General features: G+C 45.2%; 17 protein-coding genes and 2 pseudogenes. 8 read left to right on the top strand and 11 right to left on the bottom strand.

What is annotated here, in order from left to right; genetic code table 11:
• Positions 1-4: 4 nt before the first annotated feature.
• From NYR53_RS05340 to NYR53_RS05330, 3 genes are all read right to left on the bottom strand, one after another.
• Positions 5-370 carry a VOC family protein gene (locus NYR53_RS05340; protein WP_261304235.1) on the bottom strand — a complete coding sequence of 122 codons (366 nt, stop codon included), beginning with the start codon at positions 368-370 and terminating at the stop codon, positions 5-7.
• Between the two features lie 52 nt (positions 371-422).
• Positions 423-935, bottom strand: coding sequence for a MarR family winged helix-turn-helix transcriptional regulator (locus NYR53_RS05335; RefSeq protein ID WP_261304234.1), 513 nt, complete (start codon positions 933-935; stop codon positions 423-425).
• A 731-nt stretch (positions 936-1666) separates the two neighbouring features.
• On the bottom strand, positions 1667-2116 hold the full coding sequence (locus NYR53_RS05330) for a MarR family winged helix-turn-helix transcriptional regulator (protein ID WP_261304233.1): 450 nt from the start codon (positions 2114-2116) through the stop codon (positions 1667-1669).
• Positions 2117-2268: 152 nt separating this feature from the next.
• Here NYR53_RS05330 and NYR53_RS05325 point away from each other — a divergent pair, with 152 nt between their 5' ends.
• The 4 genes and pseudogenes from NYR53_RS05325 to NYR53_RS05310 all read left to right on the top strand — a co-directional run bounded on the left by NYR53_RS05325 (position 2269) and on the right by NYR53_RS05310 (position 4250).
• Positions 2269-2691, top strand: a complete 423-nt coding sequence (locus tag NYR53_RS05325) for a DoxX family protein (protein WP_261304232.1) — start codon at positions 2269-2271, stop codon at positions 2689-2691.
• Positions 2684-2884, top strand: a complete 201-nt coding sequence (locus tag NYR53_RS05320) for a CDGSH iron-sulfur domain-containing protein (RefSeq protein WP_261304231.1) — start codon at positions 2684-2686, stop codon at positions 2882-2884. The genes NYR53_RS05325 and NYR53_RS05320 overlap by 8 nt, the downstream gene beginning before the upstream one ends.
• 349 nt (positions 2885-3233) lie before the next feature.
• Positions 3234-3875, top strand: a pseudogene (locus NYR53_RS05315) (DUF2278 family protein); the annotation flags it as partial.
• A gap of 57 nt (positions 3876-3932) precedes the next feature.
• Complete coding sequence (locus NYR53_RS05310) at positions 3933-4250, top strand: lamin tail domain-containing protein (protein ID WP_261306282.1); 318 nt, start codon at positions 3933-3935, stop codon at positions 4248-4250.
• Positions 4251-4372: 122 nt separating this feature from the next.
• Here NYR53_RS05310 and NYR53_RS05305 read toward each other — a convergent pair whose 3' ends face one another.
• The 3 genes from NYR53_RS05305 to NYR53_RS05295 all read right to left on the bottom strand — a co-directional run bounded on the left by NYR53_RS05305 (position 4373) and on the right by NYR53_RS05295 (position 9704).
• Positions 4373-6301: a stalk domain-containing protein gene (locus NYR53_RS05305; RefSeq protein WP_261304230.1), complete on the bottom strand. Its 1929-nt coding sequence runs from the start codon at positions 6299-6301 to the stop codon at positions 4373-4375.
• 177 nt (positions 6302-6478) lie between these two features.
• Complete coding sequence (locus NYR53_RS05300) at positions 6479-8398, bottom strand: copper amine oxidase N-terminal domain-containing protein (protein WP_261304229.1); 1920 nt, start codon at positions 8396-8398, stop codon at positions 6479-6481.
• Positions 8399-8576: 178 nt separating this feature from the next.
• Positions 8577-9704: a copper amine oxidase N-terminal domain-containing protein gene (locus NYR53_RS05295; protein ID WP_261304228.1), complete on the bottom strand. Its 1128-nt coding sequence runs from the start codon at positions 9702-9704 to the stop codon at positions 8577-8579.
• An 11-nt stretch (positions 9705-9715) separates the two neighbouring features.
• On the opposite strand from NYR53_RS05295, the gene NYR53_RS34325 reads away from it, so the two are divergent.
• The gene (locus NYR53_RS34325; protein WP_290429004.1) at positions 9716-9841 is read left to right on the top strand and encodes a hypothetical protein; all 126 of its coding nucleotides are present in this window, start codon (positions 9716-9718) and stop codon (positions 9839-9841) included.
• A gap of 144 nt (positions 9842-9985) precedes the next feature.
• Here the strand turns inward: NYR53_RS34325 and NYR53_RS05290 are convergent, their stop codons facing one another.
• The 3 genes from NYR53_RS05290 to NYR53_RS05280 form a co-directional block, all read right to left on the bottom strand.
• Positions 9986-11188 (bottom strand): MFS transporter, encoded by a 1203-nt coding sequence (locus NYR53_RS05290; protein WP_261304227.1) that lies wholly within the window; start codon positions 11186-11188, stop codon positions 9986-9988.
• A gap of 73 nt (positions 11189-11261) precedes the next feature.
• A complete protein-coding gene (locus NYR53_RS05285) occupies positions 11262-11837 on the bottom strand; it encodes a TetR/AcrR family transcriptional regulator (protein WP_261304226.1) in 576 nt (191 codons plus the stop codon).
• Between the two features lie 188 nt (positions 11838-12025).
• Complete coding sequence (locus tag NYR53_RS05280) at positions 12026-12817, bottom strand: PaaX family transcriptional regulator C-terminal domain-containing protein (protein ID WP_261304225.1); 792 nt, start codon at positions 12815-12817, stop codon at positions 12026-12028.
• 148 nt (positions 12818-12965) lie between these two features.
• On the opposite strand from NYR53_RS05280, the gene NYR53_RS05275 reads away from it, so the two are divergent.
• Positions 12966-13661, top strand: a complete 696-nt coding sequence (locus NYR53_RS05275) for a metal-dependent hydrolase (RefSeq protein WP_261304224.1) — start codon at positions 12966-12968, stop codon at positions 13659-13661.
• 129 nt (positions 13662-13790) lie between these two features.
• Here NYR53_RS05275 and NYR53_RS05270 read toward each other — a convergent pair.
• Positions 13791-14701: pseudogene (locus NYR53_RS05270) on the bottom strand (helix-turn-helix transcriptional regulator).
• A 101-nt stretch (positions 14702-14802) separates the two neighbouring features.
• On the opposite strand from NYR53_RS05270, the gene NYR53_RS05265 reads away from it, so the two are divergent.
• Both NYR53_RS05265 and NYR53_RS05260 read left to right on the top strand, forming a co-directional pair.
• Positions 14803-15267, top strand: a complete 465-nt coding sequence (locus NYR53_RS05265) for a VOC family protein (RefSeq protein ID WP_261304223.1) — start codon at positions 14803-14805, stop codon at positions 15265-15267.
• Positions 15268-15280: 13 nt separating this feature from the next.
• Positions 15281-15850: a YdeI/OmpD-associated family protein gene (locus NYR53_RS05260; RefSeq protein ID WP_261304222.1), complete on the top strand. Its 570-nt coding sequence runs from the start codon at positions 15281-15283 to the stop codon at positions 15848-15850.
• A 154-nt stretch (positions 15851-16004) separates the two neighbouring features.
• Here NYR53_RS05260 and NYR53_RS05255 read toward each other — a convergent pair whose 3' ends face one another.
• Positions 16005-23765, bottom strand: coding sequence for an S-layer homology domain-containing protein (locus NYR53_RS05255; RefSeq protein ID WP_261304221.1), 7761 nt, complete (start codon positions 23763-23765; stop codon positions 16005-16007).
• Between the last annotated feature and the right edge of the window lie 385 nt (positions 23766-24150).

Below are 24150 nucleotides of genomic sequence, written 5' to 3'. Positions count from 1 at the left end.
GAGTTCACAAATGCTGTAGTCCGATGCGATTTCCCTCAGAATCTAGAAACATCCCCAAATAGCCGGCATTTTCGCCAGTATACGTCTTCTCCATGATAACCTTTCCACCCGCCTCGTTAACCCGTGACAGAATTGTCGATAGATCGGGGCTTCCATCCAAATACACAGTGATGCCATCTGCTGCTGGCTTGTGATTCGGACCCAGAACCAGAGCCCCTCCATTAAACTGCTCCTGAACAGGGAAAAACGCATAAACATTATCCCCCATCGCCATTTTTGGCATTTCAATCTGAAAAAGCTGCTCGTAAAACGTTTTGGCTCGTTCCATGTTACCTACGGGAATTTCGACCCAAATAAATAAACGCTGCATACTGCTACACCTCCAAATTGATTTATTTACGACTCCTTTTAACCATCAACAATCACTTATTGTCATCATCATTTATTTCTCCCGTATGACTACTTTGCCAATTCCCATTACTAAAGAAATTTACCTCCTTCTCCAGAATTCGCCCGACATTCTCAAGAGCATCTGCTATCTTATCCAATTGCTCTGGGTCGATTTTGGTAATTAGATGCCGGTTCCATTCAGCATATTGTTCGTGAATAGCACCCAGTACTTCTGCACCTTTCGGAGTAAGTTCAACCAGCTTTGTGCGTCGATCGGTCTGGTGGTCCTTATAGATAGCCAGACCTTCATTTACTAATACGTCCGCAACACGTTGCACGCTCTGACGTGCATGTCCCATATCACGAGCGATCTTTGCCACCGTTTGGGGTTTATATCCAACGCGACCAAGAACCTGCCACTTGGCACTGCTTTGATCAATTGAACGCGTGATAATGTCCCCGGAACGCATTAGTAACCCATTAATGTGGAATATACTCAGTGAAAATCTGCTTAGTGAATCCTCTGGTTTGTCTATTGTATTCATGATTGCATCATACCAATTTGACAGCATGCTGTCAATGTAGTATATACCATTTTCCAGTATTGGACACTGATTTTTTGGATTACATATTTTGAATCTTAGAAAGCAATTCCCCTTCACTTGCCTCTAAGATATAAACCTCTGAATCAGCTTATTTCAACCAATTTAGAGGCTTGTCGTTCCGTTAAGATCAACTCTGGAGATCGGGTCAAATTGCATGAAAGAAAAAGTTTGATGTGGAGCACGTGAAAAAAGCAGGAGAAGATCCAGTGGCGGAATAAAACAGAATGAGGAAAAGCGATTGTGGAATGTCTAGCCTACTTTCTAGAGAAAGACTGCACAAGAGGTGTATCCTTTGTACTTATCGATTGCACAATATACCGAAACAATAATAAGGTGAGAAAAACACCCTATTACTGAAGCTGTAAAATTTACCATAAGTTGGCGTTGGGTTTGCAGGGTGTGTTAAACTCTTTCATTTCTTCCAGTATCGTATCTTTATAGGCATGCTTTTTACCTTGAATAATGTCCTGGACATTTACAGGTTGACCCAGTACGACCGGACTCCAGCGCGGCGAACACAACGCTGACTTTCGCCAGTAATCGCTTCCCATAATTTAATATAGGAGTGGGCTACTGCCCGTGCCATCGCAACATTGCCAGCCCCCAGAACACTCGGCTCAGAGGCGTTTGCACTCCTCTTTCGAAACGATGCTGATTTTTCCCTCCTTGTCCTACGAAGATTGCAACCCTTTATATATCACTTCAAGAGAACGTGTAAGATCTTGAATCTCCCCATCGGATAAAGGTTCGGCAAAATACTGCTTGATCCCCATTGCATAAACAGGCCATGCTTTACGCAACTGCTTTTCCCCTTCATTAGTGAGAACAGCATATGATCCCCGCCGGTCTTCTTCGCTTTTTTCTCTTTGAATCAATCCATCACGTTCCAGTCGGTCAATCAGCCGCGTTAAACCGCTTTTACTCAAGACCACCTTCCGATTTAATTCTATAAAGCGAAGCCTGCGGTCGGGCGCCTCAAACAAAGCGATCAGAACATCGTAAGTGGTTAACGGGACTTTCTTCTGTGCAGCCAAATCCTGCTCGATACTTTCAATTATTTTGGCATGTGCCTTAATAAACAACCGCCATGCGGCCAACTCTTTTTCCGATAACCGTTCCATCGTCCATCCTCCATTCGTTAAAAACAATATAAACCATTTTTGTTGTGCGATCAACAAAATATTTGTTGACTGCGCAACTAATAGGTGTTATTTTAGTTGTGTAGTCAACTGTTGATTTCGAAACATTATTTTCAAAGGAGTATGATGCCGCGATGCATAACATGCATTTTTACGCCAACACCGTTCTGCGCTTATTGACTGGGGTCATTTTTTTCATGCATGGAAGATTCAAATTACTATGGGGTTATACCAATTTGTCGGAATGGTTGGATGGTCAGGGATTTCCAATGGCAACATTATTCGCTCATGTACTCCCATGGATCGAACTGCTCGGAGGCATCATCATGATTATTGGAATCGGCACACGTTATTTAGCCTTCCTATTTAGTCTAATTCTTCTGATCGCTTTGTTTAAGGTGAAGCTCACCACCGGTTTCATATCGAATGCAGCAACTGGCTATGAGTTCGATCTGCTGCTGTTGGTCGTCTGTTTGCAAGTAGCTGTAACCAGCTCAAATTCGCCCAAACAAGTTTGGAAGATATCTCGAAAAGGAGGTGAAAGTTTACATGTCTAAAGTAAAAATTACAAAGTACGATGATGGACCTTTTGTCATTCAAGGGAACTTCGAACTCGTTGACGGAAGCGGAAACGCTTTTCAAACCAGCGATACGATAGCCGTCTGCCGGTGTGGACACACAAAAACACAGCCATTTTGCGATGGCACACATAAAGCTTGCGAATTCAAAGAAACTTCCTCGGCAAGATAATCATTCTCGCAGTCCGGAATGAACCGTACACTGCAATTTCTCCACTAGGAGAGTTAATCCCGCATTATTCACAGCAATAGAATCTATTTAAGTACGGCTCTTTCGCAATCACTGCGAACAGAGCCGTTGACGGTGTTTCGTGTAATGGATTGAAAGATTCGGTGAAAATGATAGGAGGAGTATCCTATCCAGTATCCTCTCCGACATCCGATTTTTTTGTGTTTTTTGTATGTGAAACACGATTTACAAAAAATTACAATGAATAGAAAGAGGAATTATTCTCCTTATGCGGAAAGGTTAATGGAGTGAACAACGGACGTTTTCTAGTCCGGATTGAAGGAGGAACATTATGCCCATCCATCCCTACGGATTGCTCAAATGCAAAGCACACGACCGACGTCTCGGTACAAACGAGAACCCGCATTATCAGGTGCATGCTAGCGCAAATAACGAACACTTCCGCATAGCGATCAATGTCAAGTCGCAGATGAGTCCATCCGAGCTGTTGTACTGTACGATTGATCATTTTCAGCATGTCATGACGGCCGAATTGTCTGCTATGCCATTTGGTTTTTCACCGCTTGCAAGCAAGCCAGACGGACAGGCACTCGATTACATTCGTAGCAATCTATTCGATCGCCGCAACATGCTACCACTTGCCTTCAACATACCGGGAAGAGACAACGATCTGAATGAGAAGCTTGACTTCTACATCAGACGCGCGATGGAAACAGATGATGCCGTTCTGTATGCATTCGGTGAAAGATGGGGTCCTGAACATGGCAAGGCGGACAAAATTTTTGGATTTAAACCCGGCAACGGCATTCACGATATTCATATGAATCAAGGTAACAGTGGCACATTTACGAAAGACGACGGTGTCTACCAGGACGGTGGGCTGCTGATTCACTTCCCATCGGAGGACAGGTGGATCGCCGTATTCCTCGCTTTTCAGTCCCAGTCATGGCATACCGACGATAATTCGGGACACACAATCACTGGCCCTGCGGAGGAAGAAGAACCTAATACCGACTCAACGCCAGATAAGGTGGAAGACGACAGCATTCGAATCGCAGGGGCCGTCGTGCTGACTGAAGACGGCAATTACGAAACGGTCACACTGCTAAATGCTTCCAACCGGGCCATAGACTTGACAGGGTGGATAATCGCAAACAAGGCTAAGCAAAAATACAAGATTCAAGGCATCATTGAACCCGGACAGTTTATGTCCATTCCAATAACTGAACCTGCATTTTTCCGAGACAAAGGTGATATTATTACGCTACTCGACCGTAACGGCTTAAAAGTCACCGGTGTCTCCTATACGAAGCAGCAAGTGAAACCAGGCTGGACGATACTCTTTTGAGTTCATGCAAATAGAAGAACCGCCTTCCAATTAATAGTTTGGAAGACGGTTCTTTATTTTGAAAGGCTGCCTATTGTGCCGGCAGCCTCCCATTGGAGTTTACTGAACAGATGCAGCAAATGCTAAGGAAGCTTAACTACAAGCTCGCTTATATAGTAAGAAGTGGTTCTGGATATGTCAAATTCGAATTCGGCAGATTCAGCATATTTTCCGCTATTAACACTAATCTGCATGGGCATTGGTTCGTGTCCTTCGGGCAACCATCTGGCGGTCGCCTTGTATCGGCCGATTGGTACTTGATCGACACCCGAGCCGTTTGAGATCGGGCCGCCGCGTTTAATCAACGTTTGGCCTGTGCTCCCGTCAAGCAATGGACCAACTGGCGTGAGCGTTATTTCAAGATCACTCATATTGAACTCTGGCAGGCTCTCATCGAAGTTTGAAAAATTGTTGTAAATATAAATTAGACCATCGAATTTCTTCCAAGTAAAATCTCGGACAGCTCCTGTGCTTCCCGCAAGCGGACGGTTGACGTCAGCATCCAAATGGAAGGTAAAGCTCTTGCCGTTAAACTCTTTGGTGATGTTACCGCCCATTCGATAGGTTGTTGCGATTTGTGGTAATTCAATCCGATAGTGTCCTGATTCATCGGTGACTCCAAGGATGTTGCTGTCGTAAAGCAAAGTGTTATCCGCATAGATCTCAACGTCCGGTATCGGATTACCCTTCGCGTCCCGTACATAGCCTTTAACGATGTAGGGCTCTGCCTCCTCTGTAGATGGTATGGGAGCCGGTGTAGGATCAGGTGTCGGTGTTGGTGTTGGTGTTGGTGTTGGTGTTGGTGTTGGTGTTGGTGTTGGTGTTGGTGTTGGTGTCGGCGTTGGTGTCGGAACCGGCGCCGGATCCGGACTTGTGCCAGGGGCTGCGTCCTCGATCCGAATCATCCAAACATTGCCGCCGCTGGAGAAAGCAACATGGTAGCCGCTGCTCTCTGACACGAAGCGCAATGGTACCATCGTACTGCCGTCAATGATTTGAGCAGGTACGTCCAGGGCGACAGCTTTTCCGTTTACGACTGCATTCGTATTATTGATCGTCAATTCAATGGAGAGGCCGTTCTTCGTTCCGATCGCCTTCCGGACAGCTCCCTCTTCCACCCATCGCACCGTAAAACCTAGGGTTTCAAACAGTTTGCGGAATGGGACAAGCGTGCGGCCGTCTTTCACGATAGGCTGCGCATCGTCAAAATGAAGCTCAGTCCCTTTGAAAAGCACATGGATCGCAATATCTTTCGATCCATCCGCTGGAGCAGGAACTGGAGCCGGAGCAGGACTCGGCGTCGGTGCTGGCGTTGGCGTAGGGTTAGACGTCGGTGTCGGCTGTGACGGACTTGGAGTTGGTGTTTGTGTTGGCGGTGGTGACGGATTCTGAGAAGGTGTTGGTGCCGGTGTCGGCGAGGTTGCTGTCCCTCCCGATTTCATCGGCTTGTTGTATTTAATCGGCTTGGAAACAATCGTACCTTGCGGCGTCTCGATTTCCAGCACATAAGACTGCGTCTCCTTAATCGTTCCATTGTTGCTGGCATACAAGTCGAATGTAAGCTCTCCATTGAACTCACCGACTGGCTCCTTTACATCTTTTCGGAAACCTGGGTTAATGATTTCACTTTCATGAGTGGTGCCGCTTGATGTTGTTACTGTTTTATCCTGGACAATGCCTAGCAGCCAGCCAGTTGTGGCGCGGTTCGTTCTCCACACGCCTTGATAATTGTCCTTGCCGTAATCATCCGTAGAGCGAAGTACAACCGCATTAATGACCGTTTTCTGTGCTAAACTCAGCAACAGCTTGAAGTGGCCATCCTTATTGCCCTCCGGCGTGAAGTCAGCTGCGCCAACGACGTCAGAGGTCGTATCGAGCAAACTGAACTCCTTGATTTCAGCGCCAGTAGGCGTTGTCTCACCAAAAGCAGACGCGATACCGGCAAATGAAAGCATTCCAGTCAGCACAGAACTTATTATCAATGATTGCATTTTATTACGCGAATTAGACATTATACTTTTCCCTCCATTTGATTTCGATTTCTTGTAATAAACATAACAAACCTGTATTCCTGTTTTGAAGAGTAGCTCTTCCTGCTGCTTCGGGAAGTTTCCATAGATAATTCGGGAAATGATCCCTCAAAATAATGGCAGCCTCTCCAAATAGGAAAGGCTGGGCATGTTCAATAACTAGTTTCCGGCAGGACTATCGAGCTTGGCGTCAAGTGCGTTAACGAAGATGGAACCTCCCCCCAGTATGTTATTAAAATCGAATTCGATAGACGGGACAAATTTACCGGTGCCTGTGACGCGTACCAGCATAGGCATTGGCTCGTGCCCCTCCGGCATCCATCTGGCCGACATTTTATACCGGCCGAGCGGTATATTATCCAATCCGTGACCGCCTGTCTTGAGTGCCTCTGCGTACTTCGTTATCGTTTGGCCGGCGCTGCCGTCAAATAACGGCCCGACTGGCGTTAGCGTAATTTCCAGGTCAGTCGTATCGAATTGCGGCAAGCTATCGGGAATCGACCAAAAATCGGGATGGATTTCAATATGCCCTACGACATCCTTCAAAGTAAAATTACGAATGGCCCCTGTGCTCCCGGCGAACGATTTATCGCCGTCAGCCGTTAACCAGAAATCGAGCTGCTTGCCGTTATAATCGAGGGAGAATCTCGTAGTCATGCGCCAAGTTGCGGGAACATGTGCCAATTCAATCCGATAAAATCCATTCTCGTCGGTTTCCCCTTGCATGTTGCTATCATAAAGCAGTAGGTTATCAGCATTGATCGTAACTCCCGTTATCGGTTTGCCATACTCGTTAAGTAAATACCCTTTTACGACGTAGGGTTCAACTTCCCCTGCAGATGGTACGGGCACCGGTGTCGGTGTCGGTGTTGGTGCTGGCGTTGGTACCGGTGTTGGTTCAGGTGTCGGAACTGGTGTCGGAACCGGATCCGGACTCGTGCCTGGGGCGGCGTCCTCGATCCGAATCGTCCAAACATTGCCGCTGCTGGAGAAAGCAACATGGTAGCCGCTGCTCTCTGACACGAAGCGCAATGGCACCATCGTACTACCGTCAATGATTTGAGCAGGTACGTCCAGAGCGACAGCTTTTCCGTTTACGACTGCATTCGTATTATTTATCATCAATTCAATGGAGAGGCCGTTCTTCGTTCCAATCGCCTTCCGGACAGCTCCCTCTTCCACCCATCGCACCGTAAAACCTAGGGTTTCAAACAGTTTGCGGAATGGGACAAGCGTGCGGCCGTCTTTCACGATAGGCTGCGCATCGTCAAAATGAAGCTCAGTCCCTTTGAAAAGCACATGGATCGCAATATCTTTCGATCCATCCGCTGGAGCAGGAACTGGAGCAGGAACTGGAGCCGGAGCAGGACTCGGCGTCGGTGCTGGCGTTGGCGTAGGGTTAGACGTCGGTGTCGGCTGTGACGGACTTGGAGTTGGTGTTGGTGATGACGGATTCTGAGAAGGAGTTGGTGCCGGTGTCGGCGAAGCTGCTGTCCCTCCCGATTTCATCGGCTTGTTGTATTTAATCGGCTTGGAAACAATCGTACCTTGCGGCGTCTCGATTTCCAGCACATAAGACTGCGTTTCCTTAATCGTTCCGTTGTTGCTGGCATACAAGTCGAATGTAAGCTCTCCATTGAACTCACCGACTGGCTCCTTTACATCTTTTCGAAAACCTGGGTTAATGATTTCACTTTCATGAGTGGTGCCGCTTGATGTTGTTACTGTTTTATCCTGGACAATGCCGAGCAGCCAGCCAGTGGTATCGCGGTTCGTTCTCCACACTCCTTGATAATTGTCCTTGCCGTAATCATCCGTAGAGCGAAGTACAACCGCATTAATGACCGTTTTCTGTGCTAAACTCAGCAACAGCTTGAAGTGGCCATCCTTATTCCCCTCTGGCGTGAAGTCAGCTGCGCCAACTACGTCAGAGGCCGTATCGAGCAGACTGAACTCCTTGATTTCAGCGCCAGTAGGCGTTGTCTCACCAAAAGCAGACGCGATACCGGCAAATGAAAGCATTCCAGTCAGCACAGAACTTATTATCAATGATTGCATTTTATTACGTGAATTAGACATTATACTTTTCCCTCCATTTGATTTCGATTTCTTGTAATAAACATAACAAACCTGTATTCCTGTTTTGAAGAGTAGATCTTCCTGCTGCTTCGGGAAGTTTCCACAGGTAATTTCGGGAAATGATCCCTCAAAATAATGGCAGCCTCTCCAAATAGGAAAGGCTGGGCATGTTCAATAACTAGTTTCCGGCAGGACTATCGAGCTTGGCGTCAAGTGCGTTAACGAAGATGGAACCTCCCCCCAGTATGTTATTAAAATCGAATTCGATAGACGGGACAAATTTACCGGTGCCTGTGACGCGTACCAGCATAGGCATTGGCTCGTGCCCCTCCGGCATCCATCTGGCCGACATTTTATACCGGCCGAGCGGTATATTATCCAATCCGTGACCGCCTGTCTTGAGTGCCTCTGCGTACTTCGTTATCGTTTGGCCTGCGCTGCCGTCAAATAACGGCCCGACTGGCGTTAGCGTAATTTCCAGGTCAGTCGTATCGAATTGCTGCAAGCTATCGGGAATCGACCAAAAATCGGGATGGATTTCAATATGCCCTACGACATCCTTCAAAGTAAAATTACGAATGGCCCCTGTGCTCCCGGCGAACGATTTATCGCCGTCAGCCGTTAACCAGAAATCGAGTTGCTTGCCGTTATAATCGAGGGAGAATCTCGTAGTCATGCGCCAAGTTGCGGGAACATGTGCCAATTCAATCCGATAGAATCCATTCTCGTCGGTTTCCCCTTGCATGTTGCTGTCATAAAGCAGTAGGTTATCCGCATTGATCGTAACTCCCGTTATCGGTTTGCCATGCTCGTTAAGTAAATACCCTTTTACGACGTAGGGTTCAACTTCCCCTGCAGATGGTACGGGCACCGGTGTTGGTGCTGGCGTTGGTACCGGTGTTGGTTCAGGTGTCGGAACTGGTGTCGGAACCGGATCCGGACTCGTACCAGGGGCTGCGTCCTCGATCCGAATCGTCCAAACATTGCCGCTGCTGGAGAAAGCAATATGGTAGCCGCTGCTCTCTGACACGAAGCGCAATGGCACCATCGTACTACCGTCAATGATTTGAGCAGGTACGTCCAGAGCGACAGCTTTTCCGTTTACGACTGCATTCGTATTATTGATCGTCAATTCAATGGAGAGGCCGTTCTTCGTTCCGATCGCCTTCCGGACAGCTCCCTCTTCCACCCATCGCACCGTAAAACCTAGGGTTTCAAACAGTTTGCGGAAGGGGACAAGCGTGCGGCCGTCTTTCACGATAGGCTGCGCATCGTCAAAATGAAGCTCAGTCCCTTTGAAAAGCACTTCAATTGAGTGTGAAAACTATCGCCAATCATGTCACGAATATCTTAAACAAACTCCAAGTTGCAGATCGCCACGTAGCCAAAAAGCTTTTGAGCACATCTCGGGATTTGTTTGGTGCGGAAGAGAGTGAGTATTAATACAGTTAAATAAAGATTAGTGAAGATAGGGTATAAATTGAAAAAAACCACCTTTTTCATGGCGATTTTTTTATATTGAAATATGAAGATGGAAAAATACGTTAACGAATAAAGTCTGGCGTGCATAGTTGTTCATCTTGCATGTTACTGGTTATCACTTTTCTCTGTCGTATAATAAAGCAAAGCAATAACCGGTAAAGCTATTCCAATCAATAACGCTGCTTTCCAGCCGCCCATGGCGAATGCCCATCCTCCCGTAGCTGAACCTATAGCGCCGCCCGCGAAGAAAATAGCCATATATAATCCGTTAAGCCGGCTTCGAAACTCTGCTCCCAATGAGAAAATAGCACGCTGCCCAAGGACTAGATTTGCCGATACGCCCATGTCTAAAAGAATGCCCGAAACAGCCAAGGTTAATAATGCGGCTGTAGAACCGCCTTGAATGATTAGGGGTAAAATGAACGAGATGATTACCAAGGCTAACGCAATTCCTGTAGCGGGCCGAATCAATCCTCTATCTGCAAGTCGGCCAGCCACTGGTGCAGCTAGTGCACCAGATACCCCAACAAATGCGAACAGTGCAACAGCTTTTTGGGAAAACTGGAAAGTCGGGCTTGTCAATAGCATAGGAACCGTAGTCCAAAACAAACTAAAGGTTCCGAACACACAAGCATGGTAGATAGCTCTACGCCGTAGAATTGGTGTTGTTTTGAGTAACTGTATCATAGAACCAAGGAGTGCAGGGTATCGTAAGGTGGTCAACGGCTGCCTCTTAGGAAGCACCATTACCAATACAAGAGCAAGAAAAAAAATCACTCCCGCAGATAAGTAATATACAGCTCGCCAGCCCAAGAATTCCGTCACTAGACTTGAAATTGGACGCGCTAGCATGATGCCTAGTAGCAAACCGCTCATGACGTTCCCCACATTGTGTCCACGTGTAGCCTCTGGTGAAAGATGAGCTGCGTACGGTACGAGTACCTGAGCCGCGACTGATCCCAGCCCGATAAACAGGGACGCTAATAGAAAAAGGTAAGAGCTTGTGACAACAGCAGCAATAACCAAAACTAATGCAGTGATTAGCAAGGACACAACAACAAGTTTTCGGTTTTCAAGTATATCTCCCAATGGTACGATAAATAACAATCCAATACCGTAACCAATTTGAGTAAGTGTAACAATCAAGCCCGCTGCCCCAGCGGATAAGCCAAGTGCCGAACTAATAGGTCCTACTAAAGGCTGCGCATAGTAAAGATTAGCGGCAATTACTCCGCATGCTGTAGCAAGAATGAGTATAATCCACGCCGAAAAAGGTTTCTCTATTGTTTGATTTTCGATTGAACTCATCGTGTGTGCTCCTTTATTTCTCAAGTAATCTATCATTTCAGGAACAATCGTTCCAGTAATATTAAAAAAATACTTATAGCATCTCGATTACGGCGTTCATCATGTCAAACGTAATTTTTTTGTCGGTCTTCACCTTGGCTACTACATTGATACTATGATTAAGGTTAAGCAAAAGATGTGATAAAACCTTAACATCTTTTTTGGGGTCGATTTCTCCTGACTGTTGTCCTTTGCTTAAAAGTTCATAAAAAGATTGTTCCAATCCCTCGAAACTCTCTTGTACCAATTTACGCAGTTGTTCATCCGGCGAATCCAAACCAATAGTTGCATTAGTAATCAGGCATCCTTTGGGCAAATCCTCATCAAATGCGGAAGTAATATGCTCCTCAAAATACTGCCGAATTCCGACTTTCGCAGACGACGTATCGACCAAGAGATTTCTCTTTTTTTGTCTTGTGGCTTTGTAATGTTGTATTGCTTTAATATAAAGTGTCTCTTTGTCTACAAAGGTTTCGTACAAACTTGATCTGCTTAATTCCATTGCTTTCAATAAATCCGGGATGCTCGTCGCTTCGTAACCCTTTTCCCAAAAAACTAACATTGCCTTATGAAGTACTTGCGCTTTGTCAAACTCTTTGGAACGCCCCATGGTTATCCCCTCCTTAGCTATGAAAAACAGTATAACTTTTCTGGAACAAATAGTCCAGTATTTTAAAATGTGATAAAAACTCGGGATTACCAGCGTTCATTTTTCATATTTTCCTATTACCCTGTTCAATAAAAAAAGAAGGAGCAGCTGCCGCAGCAATACTGCTCCTTCTTGTTAAACTCGTGCATTTACACGAGAAATTGATAATAATTTGAAGAGCTGGGAATGAGAGTAGCGAACGACTGAAACGAACGATACAACTCGGCGATTACGCGGTGCCCCATCCAATCGTATGGTAGCAGAGACACCGGAAGCATGGGATCCCTAAGGCTAATCTCGCTGATTACCTCTCCGACATGCAAATAAAGGACAAACAACTCTAAGGGATCCATCCTGCCTCTGATTTCCTTATTCAAAGCCGGCACGAATTCGTCTTGATACCATTGCCACTTCTCCTGATGCAGGCGATGGATGTCGGCTAGAGGCCAAATGTCAGCTGCTCGCTCGGGGGTAATATCCCGGAACAAAATCGACGCTTCCGAGATAGTGACGTATTCATCCATGGAGGCCGCATGAATCCAGGACAAAAGCTGCTTGCTGTAATCCCAAGGAGAGACATAAACGCCTTTATACAGTTGACCGAAGCCAAGCTGCAGCAGCTGCAAACGGAATTGATCCCTTCTTGTCCTCTCCGACTCCGGTACCTCGAAGTGCACGAAATACCATTTGCGGTTCCAATCCACATCGTATTGCCACGGTTTCCGGTTCACGAAGGATAAAAACTGCTCCCCTTTGTCCACAATGGAATACAGGGAACGCTCTTCCGCATGAATATACTTTTCTTTCTTCATTCGTGATAGAACGTTCCTGATCGACTGCTCCTTATAGCCGCGCTTCGTATAAATTTGTACTAATTCTTTAGCATGCATGCAACGCTTTTTTGTCAGCAGGAAAAGTATCTGCTTCTCAATTGACAGCATTCGATTATTGAACCCCTTCCAGAATACTCGCTACCCTCATACTACAATAGTTTGACAGCAAAAGAAATAAAATTTGACAACAAAAGAAATAAAAAATATAATCATGTTGTCGTCAAACGAATAAAAAATAGTATATGGAGGAGATAAAATGAACCTTATTTTTCACGGACACTCTTGCATTCAAATCTCGGATGGAGAGCACTCAATCATCATCGATCCGTTCCTGAGCGGCAATCCCGTTGCCAAAGCGAAAGCCGAGGACATTCAAGTTCAATACATCTTGCTTACACACGGACACTCGGATCACACCGCTGATGCGGAAGCTATCGCCAGAGCTAACGATGCGACCATTGTCGCCACCTTTGAGCTCGCTACCTATTATTCCTGGAAGGGCCTGAAGACGATCGCAATGAACATTGGAGGAACTGCGGACTTGGGATTTGCCAGAGCAAAGCTTGTTCACGCGTTCCACAGCTCCTCTATCATATCCGACGAGTCCCAAAGCATCGTCTATGCAGGCATGCCGGGCGGATTTGTCATGGATTGGAACGGAATTACGCTTTATCATGCCGGCGACACCTCCTTGTTCGGAGATATGAAAATGATCGGCGAGCTCCACGATATTGATTACGCGGTACTGCCGATCGGGGATTTTTACACAATGGGACCTAAGGATGCTCTGATTGCAGCAAAGTGGCTGCAAGCAAAGAACGTGATCCCGGTTCATCACAGCACATTCCCGGGCATCGCGCAAAATGCTGCAGCCTTCACCGCACAGCTGAAGGAGCAAGGAATCGAAGGCTTCGCTCTCCAGCCTGGGGAACAGCTTACACTTGTAAAATAATTTTCCTCTATACATATAAAAGCCGACCATTTTTGGCCGACTTTTTTTATAGTCTTAGATTTATTTTTTAATAAGTACGGCATCAATTATGCCGTACTTATTAGCTTCATGATGTTAAAGGGGACCTTTTTAAGAATATTTCTCCATCATTTTATTTAAATAATTTCGAAAGTCTTCAACATATGTTTTGGGCTCTACGATTTCTAGATTTGTACCGAAACTTGCTAAAAATTGAAATCCAATACTGTTTTGAGGAACATAGATTGTTGCTAAGAAAAATTCAGAACTATAGTTTTCAATACTCTTGCGACCGTACCTTTCAATGAATTGATCTTTTATGCTAGGCGAAATCAACGCCTTAATAGCGACTAGTTGCGGTTGATAACTCGCTTCATGTTCTTGTTCTAATAAATAATCTCTAGGGTTAAATGTTTTTTCGTCCATATTAAGATTATCGATCCTAGATAATTTAAATGTTCTATATCTCATACGATGTAAACAGAATCCTTTCAAATACCAACTCGTTTCGCTAAAATGAAGCTGATATGGCTCGACAATTCTATTCGTTGTGATGCCATTTTTATCCATATAATCAAATGAAACTAACCTTCTCTTTATTATTGATTCTTGACATGTCTTCAAAGTTTGAAGAACCTCGGACCGACCCTCCCAATCATAAAATGACAGTTGAATTGAACCTTTCAGAGACAATGGGCTAACCATTGCTTCTATTTTTTTATAGTCACTTCCACTTCTTCGCTAATTAGAATTTGTTCCAATCCGCCGAGTGCAGTTAATATATTCTCTAAGTCGGAGCTACTTAAGAGGCGTTTATCAAACTTATATTCATCCATAATACGGTAGCCACCATTAACTCCATTTATAGAATAGATTGGGATGTTTGATAAACTCAGTGTTTCCATATCACGAAGAATAGTTCTTTTGGAAACGTTAAATAAGTGTGTGAATTCTTTTGTTGAAACGATATCTTTTTTCAGCAATATCATGATTATAGATATTAACCTCTCAATCTTTTCCATATTCCGCCCTCTTTTTTTGTGCTTTATTCATAAAAGGTGACATTAGGCTGTCACCTTTTATGAATTATACTACATTTATCACAAGAAGGAGGTATTACATTATGTCAGCTATTGCCTATTTAAATTTTGATGGAATTGCAGAACAAGTGATTGAATTTTATTCGGAGGCTTTACATGCTAATGAAGTAAAAAAAGTAAAATTTAAAGATTTACCACAAGATCCAAACTATCCATTGCCAGAAAATGAGCTAAATATGATCATGGAGTCTTCAATAGCATTCGCAGGTGGGAAAATAATGATGTCGGATATTTTGCCTTCAATGAAGATGGTTACAGGTGAGTTGGTCAAAGGAAATAATATACTTATTAGTCTAGTCATTGATGATAAACAAAAACTGGAAGAATACTTTACTAATTTGTCTGTTGGTGGCAATGTTATGATGCCGTTATCAAATACTCCTTGGTCTTCATGCTTTGGAATGCTTGTTGATAAGTTTGGAGTTTCCTGGAAATTCAATAGTGACGCAGATAAGTTTCTTGATAGAGTAATTTCCAACAAACAGTAACTCATTCTACTCTATGAAAATTGAAATTCTAATTCCAGCAAAATCGAGAGAAGATTTGAGGATTTGGCTTCAGGAAAATTGTAAGACTGAGAAGTCTTGCTGGGTCTTGGTTAGTATGACGCCCACTCCTGATATGTTGTTATATTTGGACGCGGTCGAGGAAGCTTTGTGCTTTGGATGGATCGATGGAGTCAAAAAGAAAATATCTGAAACTGAGCTGGCTCAGAGACTCTCTCCTAGAAGTAAAAAAAGTTCATGGACTGAGTTAAATAAAGAACGAGTCCGCCGCCTCGAAAAGATGGGGTTAATGAGAGACGAAGGAAGAATGGTTCTTCCTGATATGGATCACAAATCTTTTAGACTAGATAGGGTTATAGAGCAAAGGCTAAAAGAGGAAAAGCAAGTATATGAGAATTTCATGGCATTTCCAGATCTTTATAAAAGAGTTCGGATCGACACGATACAAAGCAATAAGAATCAGCCAGAATTATTTAGGAGCAGATTAGACAAATTCATAACAAACACGAGAGAAAACAAAATGTACGGTCAATGGAATGATAATGGACGTCTACTAGATTATTAAGAGCTCTGGGGTATTTTTCAAACCTTTAAGCCAGTCAGGTTATGGTAGGAGACAAATAAGTTTTGAAGTGGTTGATTTGATCAAAAAGGAGCAGCTGCCGCGGCAAACTGCTCCTTGTTTATTGTTCATTGCTTAGCGTACGTTTTTACAGCAACTACTTCTCTAGCTTTTCAGACAAACGATTTAGCAATGTAACGGCTTGTGCGCGTGTCGCGAGTCCCGAAGACTGGAATTGATTGCTGCTTACCCCTTGGAGCAGTCCTTCCTTCACGGAAGAAGCGACGCTCGCTTTCGCCCAATCTGAGATCGCGCCTTTGTCATCGAAAGCTTGCAGCAGAGTTGCTTGCTCTTCACCGCTTACGGTATGGCCGTTACCTGACAACTTTTCGTATGCTCTCCACACTATGGCTACCATTTGCTCTCTGGTGATTAGCGCATTCGGCGCAAAGTTCCCTTCACCGCTTCCTGCAATTAATCCTGCCTGTGCTGCGGCTTTTACTGCTTCGTAATACCAGTCGCTTGACTGTACATCGTTAAATTTACCCGAGGCTTCTTCTTTCTTCGCCTCTAATCCTAGCATTCTAACGATAAATGCGGTGAATTCTGCTCGCGTCACCGACTGATTCGGGCGGAACGTTTGATCTTCATAACCGCTAGCAAGCATACGTGCTGCCATCCAATCGATCGAATTCTTCGCCCAATGATTCGTAATATCAGTAAAGCTATTCGTATATGACATGGCTGCTACATACATAGACGCCTCTGCCTCGAAGGTTAACTTACCTGATGATGTCGGACTGTCACTGATAAATACCCATTGTTGCTTAGCCGGATCAAAGCCATAAATGCCTAAGCCTGGTTTTGAACTAGCGTTATCGACAGATATCATTAGCTGATGCTTGTGTGGTAGTGAAGCAGCTCCTTGTTGATCTGCCTCTGCCAGCAACTGAACATGCAGCAGCTCCGATACTGGCTTAACTCCTTTACTGCGGTTGTTCAAATTGCTTAACCATGCTTTTTCCTCAGCAGCAGATGGCTTCACAATCTTCACCGTAACTGCGGATGTCTTGTCATTCACATCTTCTGCCCAAGCACTCACAGGTAATTGGACAACTGAAGTGCCCAGCCCAATGTTTACCTTCGCCTTCGCTTGACTTAATTGACGGAACACTACAATCGGCAGCTTCACCATGTATTGCTCTGCATTCTCTTTTAAATTCACTGCAAGTTTATCTAACGATTTACCTGCATCGATGGCCTCTTTCACCGTTTTCGGATTGAGTTCTACGATTAACTGCTCTTTGCCATCTGCGCCCGTCGTACGTTCAATCCGAGCATCTCGGCCTAAATCTGTCGGATCTGCTGATGGCGGTGGTGTACCCCCACCCCCATTTTCAGGACCTCCACCCGTAATGTCTGTGCGCTCAATAACTAGTGTATAAGTTCGTGCTATTTCTGGATGATTTGCTGCTCTGACCGTCACTTTGATGGAAGCAGCGTCACGAATATCAACCTTCTCTGATGTACCATTCTTTGCTTCTCTCTCTCCGATATATAGCTTTGCGGAAGAATCAGCAAGTTCAGCACTCAGTTGCAGCTCCTGTACGTCTTTTGCAACTTTCAACGTATAATCCGTTGTCGAGCTTTTGAAAACCGTAGTCAATTGGCCTCTGGTAATTGTCAAACTCTTCAGAAGTGTATTTGGTCCCGTAATCGTACTTGTTTTTTCTACCGAAGGGTTGCCCTGCAAATCTATCACTGCCCCTGCTGCAGATTTCACAGAGACGTTACCTCCTTCTGGTAAAGCTTTCGATAGTGTCAACAGAATACTTTTCACTGGCTCATTGTTGTCCGTACGCTCGGCAACTACGGATTGAACCTCACCGTTCCAACCAGTCGCCTCAATGACAAATCGTTCTGGGTTCGTTGCTGTTCCTGAATCAAACTCCTCATCGAATATAATTCGAACGATCCGATTGCCGCCTTGTAATTCAGCACTTAGCATATTTGGACCAACAGCATCCTTCACGACTGCTGTAACCTTAGGTTCAACACCGCTGCTCATCACTTTCCCTGCATAATTGACGATGGCTTCCGGGGCAACAATGACTTGATACTCTTGCCCTGCCTGCAACAAGCTCTCTTTACTCGGCGTAAATCGAAGTGTTCTTGACAGCGACTCTCCATTTGGATTGTTCTCTGCATTCACATATGCAGCCGCACCTTCAAGCACATTACCGTTTCCATCTTTCACGACAATTGTGTCTGGATGAAGTGGAATAGACATTAGGACATATTGAGTAAACTTCACATCCACGTAACTGCCATCCGAACTTACGACTGCTGTAACTGCATCTACTTCTGGTGCCGATTTCGAAACAAGTCCCATATTCACGTCAAAATGCGGTGGAGGTACTTCCAGCTCGCTACTACTGGCTGTTTCATAGCCGTCTTTTGTCCAGACAACCTTCCACTTGCCTTCCGGCACATCCCAGCCATATTTGCCGTCAACATCCGTCTGCTGTGGATTGATTTGATCATAATCTACCGCATCATGCCATACTTCCCAGGTTCCCGTTGCCGGGTTCAAGTAAAGCACTCTGGCTTCTGCACCCTGCAAACGATTGCTCTCTACCGCTTCATACACGTAACCGCTTGGGTCATAAATCCACTTCGGCTTCACGATGCGCGGCGTTCTTTTTACTCTTTTCATATAAATATTTTCTTCATCATCCGGGAATTCGTAATCATTGTTATTACATTTACTTCCTGAGCCTACTGTGCCTACAGCATCAATTTGAGAATCGACATAACTATCTACTTTACCACCTACAATTTTTGTGACAACACCTGCTGCAATAGCTGCTGGACCTTCCAATGCCATGGCACCTGTCCAAGCGCCAAGCGCTGTCTTCACCACTTCACCGCCAACCGTGACAAGAAGCGCTTTCCCCGCTTGCTTGCCGGATTCCTCCGCATTTTCAATACAGCCTGAGTTGGATTCAACCCCCATCATAATTTTGTTAATTTTTCCAGCATAATCCCTGTAGCCCGTATAAGCTTCTGTTACCTCATTAAGCTTACCAAGCGGTTCTGTGACCTCTTCAAACTCGGCCTTCGTCTCCGTCACAAACTCAACCTCGTCATCGATATCAATTGCGCTCTCGAGTACATTTTGCAGAACATCTTTCGGCGAAGGGAGCAAACTAAATGTCCGGGCACCTGGAGCTAAATCTGATGTTTGGAATAACAACTTGCGAGGTGCATAGCCCTTCGCTACATTGATAAACCCATTCTCATCATTGGTTGTTGTAAAGCTGCTGTTGAAGAAGGCCTCCCCTGTTTGTTTCGCCAGCGTTATCTCTTCAGCCGTTGGAACGTATTTCACTGACGGCTTCAAATTGATTGTGACCTTCACGGTCATTTTCAGTCCCGGCACTTTCGGAAACTTGACCACGGCCTTGCCGGCATACGTATCTCCAACCTGGGTAAAAGGTTCTTTCGATACCACCTTAAAATCCTGCATATTTGGCGGCAGCGACTTACGAATTTGCTCATCGCTTGGCAAATTTTCTGCATTATAAGATGGTTTAGGCTTAACGGTATCGTATAACACGTAAATCCCGCCTAGCGCACCTTTATTCGTTGGCACAATGGCTTCAAAGATCCCGTTTGATTTACGCTGTGCTTGCACCGGTGCGCCATATTGGCCGCCCATAAAGATTTGAACATTCGTTACCTTCTCTGGTTTGTCAAACTTTAATTGGAACACGAACGGATTTCCAGGCACGACTGTGTACGGGAACGGCGTTGCGCCCTTTTTAACATCCAAACGAATCCACTTGCCATTCGGCTGCTGGGCCATCGCCATTTCCTCCAAGATCGGCTGATCTGGATCAAAATTGGCAAAAATCTTTTTCGAATGCAGCTGAATGCCGTTTAACTCTGCAACTGCACGCAGTACATGAACGCTAGGCGAGCCTAGGTCGATCAGTGAAATCGTTCCTTTCCATGTTCCTGTGCCAGTTGCTACAAACGTCCCCACCAACGTATCGCTATCATAAACGTTGATCTTGCTGCCGGCTTGTGCAAGACCCGAAACGACAACCTCAGAGCTTGTTAAACGTTCTGGCGCATCAAGCGTTACATTCGGAACGTCCAGTAAAACTTCGCCAAGCGATTCATTCACATTCACTTCAGTTGCTGAGGTCTTGCCTTCGATTTGAGCGACAAGTCGTGCCGATTGGGAGCTAAAGTTGTCAGCGAGCTTCACTTGGAAATGAACGGCTCCATCTTTCTTCGCCTCTACGTTAGCTAGAGGAATTTCCAAGTAACTTCCATTCCAAACAGCGTCTCCATTCGCACCTTTCACGACCACTCGGCCCGCAGCATCCTTTACCGGCTGCATGCCTACTGGAATATCTATGCGCATACGAGCATTGATGATCGTCTCACTTCCGCTCTGGCTGCGGTAATTCGCACGAAGCTGTACCGCTCCACCAGGAGAAGCCTGATTTGGCACTGCCATAAAGTAATTTAAAGCAGGATGTGTAAAAAACTTCTTATCAGTAAATGTCACACTACCTATATCTTTAATCTGCTGATCACCAACAGAAACTTCCACATGGGCCATTTCCCATTTCGGATTGTTGCTGCTGCTTACTTCTCTTCTGCTGATTTCTACGCGATATGTGCCTTGCTTCGGAACATGAACCTCAAACGGCCCTTGTGCATTTACATTTTCCCAAGCTACGCGTTGCAGCTCGCCGTCTGTCAATACCTCATATACGTTTACATCCGCATCCCTGCCGTTAAATGCAGGAAGCGTCCCTTTAATCCTAGAACCTTTTTCCTCTAAACGAATTTCGGCTATAGCATTTGAATGCTCATCCAACGTTACACGCGTGCAGCCTGTACCGATCCGGTGAATCGTACCCGACACGCAAACCTTCATTTCTTGACCCGGGTAGCCTTGATAATGAATTGCATTGAGGTAATAGCTTGAAATCCCACCGCCAAGTGCAGAGGTAACCTCTGAACGCATGCCAAGCTGCTCCATGTTAATCGGACCTTGCCAATCGGAATCCAAAAATTTCACGAATACCTTCAATAGGATTGTGCCCGAATCAGGTGCTCTTAACGGGATATCTAGAACCGTATCTTGACCGTCTTGAATCTTCGGTTTCTTCATGTTTTTATCCGAATAATAGTTCAGCTTGTATTCGGAAGCTTCGACTGCGACCTCACCGGTCGGCAGCTCCACTTTGTACTCCCCTTTCAAATCTGTGTACAATGTTTTTACAAGAGGATTGCCTTTAAACATTTGCGTCGTTGTGATCATTGCGTTGAATAAAGGCTTGCCTTCCGGGTCTGTCACCTTCCCCGTTAACATCCCTTGCGGCGGTGTATGAAGGGTAATAATCTGCTCATTGTCACCTGGCTTCAATACCACGTCCTGATCAGGTACGTCTTCATATAATTTACCTTCAACATCCACTTTCACCTTAAACGTCGTACGTGCATCACTGATCGAAGTCCACTCGGTTAAGCCGGAAGGATCGCTGAGCAAAGTGCCCATATAGCTGTTACCCGTACCGTTCATGAGTTCGAGCCTAATTTGATCTACTGGCTGCCCATTTTGGTTTTGCACTTTAAAACGAAACTTGGCTGAAACCGGGATCGCAAGTGTGATCTCATTGATCAGCCCGGACTGAACTGCAACGTTTTCTTTTCGATCCCAAATGTTAGATTTCGGTGAGTTAAATTGAACCCCATATTCCGAATCAGGTAGAAGGCCTTCCACCACAACAGGTTCATCGCTTGCCAGCACCGTATTTTTACCGCCAAGGCGTCTGCTTACTACGGCAACCTGTGCACCATTCAGATCAATATGACCTGGATTTTCAAAGCTTACTTTTAAACTGCCTGCAACTTGAAGAGGTAAGCCTTTGGCTACTCCCTCGATCAACTCACCAGAACCATTCTTCGTTTCAGCCTTAAGCGAAACTAGCTCGGCGATGCCTTCACGGATCGTGAATGTTTTTGCATACTCCGTTGGCTGTGAAGAATCTTCAGCCAGGTCAATCGTCTCGCTTGCTTCTCTTGGCGTCGTTAAGCGAACTCCTTTATCATCGAACCACGTCTTGTACGTAATCGTTGCCTTAACTTCACGACCTGGTGCTGTAACAGCTTTAATCTCCAGCTTACTGTTGATCATCGGTAATCCCTGCGGCGACATGCGATCAACTTTCGAAGTCACACTAAGCTCCGGTTTCTTTGAGTAAGTAGGTCCGCCGCTGCTCATCACATTGTCCAGATTAACCGCCTCTACGCGAAACGTATAATCCGTATCCGGCTTCAATCCCGTAACCATATAGGTTTGACCTGGAGATGGAATAGTTGCAATAGCCGTGTCGTTTTGAAACAGCTTGTATTCTTTTATCCCTTTTGCATCTGTCGCAGCTGGCCAAGATAACGTTACTTTATCTCCTTGTGCATCCGAGGCTGTCAGTTTACTTCCTGCTGGCCAAGTCGGACGGCTCGCTGTGCTTTCTGAGGAAGCAATGAACATCCCCGCAATCGGATCAATGCCTTCCTGTGCTGGTTTGATTTTATAAAATGCGGAGAAAGTCACAGCCTTTGCCTCATTACTAACAGCTACCGAAAAGCTCGGCTTATGCAATTCATAGTGAGCATCGTTCATGCTTACTTCTGTAGAGGAAAGGGTCTCGACATTCCCCACAAATGACTGTTCTGTACTTTCGGTTGGTGAAAAAGTCTCGGTTGTGATGTAGCCTACATATTTGCCATCATTGCTGGTTTGTGCCGATCGGCTTTCCGATTTATTTTGCTCACCGCTAGGCTGAAGAGATAACCGTTTGATCGAATCGCTGCCTGCCTGATAGACAAAAATATCATCAACGTGATTGGTATCCCCTGCCACCAGATTGTCAGCACTTGATTGAAAGGCTACAACACGCCCGTCTCCACTAATCGATGGCTCATAACTATCATTGTTCGCTTCTACTCCTGTAGAAGACACGTTAATACGCTTTATCGCTTTCGTAGTACGGTCATATAGAAACACATCGCTCATTTCATTCGTATCATGTTCAACCAAGAGACTGGAAGAGGATGTAAATGCCACATAACGACCATCGGCACTAATTGATGGCCACTCGCTATCACCGCTACCAGCCGACGGATCCTTAGGATCTTTTGGTTGACTGATGCGTTCCATTGTCTTCGTAGTGCGGTCATAGATGAAAATGTCCGCATACCCATTAGTATCTCCACGAACTAGCTTATCTGAAGATGAGCTAAATGCGACATAACGGCCATCCGCGCTTATGGAAGGTTCGTCTGCCCGCGCGTCAGCATCGCTGCTAATCAACTCCATCTTTCCGCTACTGCGGTCGAGCAAATAGACTTGCGGATCTTTTTGTAGATTCAAATTATAACCTGAAAATGCTATATACTGCGCATTTGCAGACATAGAAAAATGTTTAACGTCATACGTCTCAGTCAATACACTCGTTATGCTGCCAGTATCTCGGTCATATAAAGAAAGTTTAAAATTTGGAAATTGTTGTCCAGGTACCTTATAATACATTTCCTGAAAGCCAACATACCGCCCGTCTGGCGTAATCTTATTTTCAAAACCTACAATCGGCTTGTCATCGGCGCCAATTTTGGTAAGTACATTCCATGGTGTCAGCGCTCCTGATCCTAACAAACCATAGACCGAATTGGAGACCGATGAATCAGATCCGACTGCAGTCGCATTGCCTTTCCCGTGTGCTTCCGTCTGTGATTGTGCACTTATCGGCAGCACGCTGCTCAACAATAAAACAATACCGAGCACGAGAGACAGCCTTCTTTTAAAATGTTTCATCAAGAATGCTTGAACACTCATTTGATTAGTACCTCCGAGACTATTATTTATTTTGATACATATCGTATCATGAAGATCGTAGATGTACGGTTGTTCCAATCTTGGCTCCCAAAAAATTCAATCACTTACCCAACACTATATCAACATCGTCATGTCCTGTGTATTATCCGAAAGTATACTTACGTTCCGTATGACCTCAAATGAGGCACAGACAGCGAAACTTTAAACTCCCTCTTGCAGAAGGAATGGTATATGTGCCCCCAGCAGCGTCCCCGTGCCCGAAACTCCTCCCATCTTCTTCTTATCCTCCTTTTGATTTCGATTTGTTGTAATGATTATAACAAACCTGTATTCCCATTTTGAAGAGTAGATCCTTCCCGGTACTTGGGAAGTTCCATAGGTAATT

The organism is Paenibacillus andongensis (assembly GCF_025369935.1).
Classification (GTDB): domain Bacteria; phylum Bacillota; class Bacilli; order Paenibacillales; family NBRC-103111; genus Paenibacillus_E; species Paenibacillus_E andongensis.
This window is presented reverse-complemented; position numbering and strand designations above follow the sequence as displayed.

Bases quoted from the DNA above. Each gene is read 5' to 3' on its own strand.
- NYR53_RS05305 (WP_261304230.1), bottom strand. From the start codon at position 6,301: ATGTCTAATTCGCGTAATAAAATGCAATCATTGATAATAAGTTCTGTG.
- NYR53_RS05335 (WP_261304234.1), bottom strand. From the start codon at position 935: ATGAATACAATAGACAAACCAGAGGATTCACTAAGCAGATTTTCACTG.
- NYR53_RS05325 (WP_261304232.1), top strand. From the start codon at position 2,269: ATGCATAACATGCATTTTTACGCCAACACCGTTCTGCGCTTATTGACT.
- NYR53_RS05280 (WP_261304225.1), bottom strand. From the start codon at position 12,817: ATGCTGTCAATTGAGAAGCAGATACTTTTCCTGCTGACAAAAAAGCGT.
- NYR53_RS05330 (WP_261304233.1), bottom strand. From the start codon at position 2,116: ATGGAACGGTTATCGGAAAAAGAGTTGGCCGCATGGCGGTTGTTTATT.
- NYR53_RS05340 (WP_261304235.1), bottom strand. From the start codon at position 370: ATGCAGCGTTTATTTATTTGGGTCGAAATTCCCGTAGGTAACATGGAA.
- NYR53_RS05285 (WP_261304226.1), bottom strand. From the start codon at position 11,837: ATGGGGCGTTCCAAAGAGTTTGACAAAGCGCAAGTACTTCATAAGGCA.
- NYR53_RS05300 (WP_261304229.1), bottom strand. From the start codon at position 8,398: ATGTCTAATTCACGTAATAAAATGCAATCATTGATAATAAGTTCTGTG.
- NYR53_RS05255 (WP_261304221.1), bottom strand. From the start codon at position 23,765: ATGAGTGTTCAAGCATTCTTGATGAAACATTTTAAAAGAAGGCTGTCT.
- NYR53_RS05290 (WP_261304227.1), bottom strand. From the start codon at position 11,188: ATGAGTTCAATCGAAAATCAAACAATAGAGAAACCTTTTTCGGCGTGG.
- NYR53_RS05275 (WP_261304224.1), top strand. From the start codon at position 12,966: ATGAACCTTATTTTTCACGGACACTCTTGCATTCAAATCTCGGATGGA.
- NYR53_RS05265 (WP_261304223.1), top strand. From the start codon at position 14,803: ATGTCAGCTATTGCCTATTTAAATTTTGATGGAATTGCAGAACAAGTG.
- NYR53_RS05320 (WP_261304231.1), top strand. From the start codon at position 2,684: ATGTCTAAAGTAAAAATTACAAAGTACGATGATGGACCTTTTGTCATT.
- NYR53_RS05260 (WP_261304222.1), top strand. From the start codon at position 15,281: ATGAAAATTGAAATTCTAATTCCAGCAAAATCGAGAGAAGATTTGAGG.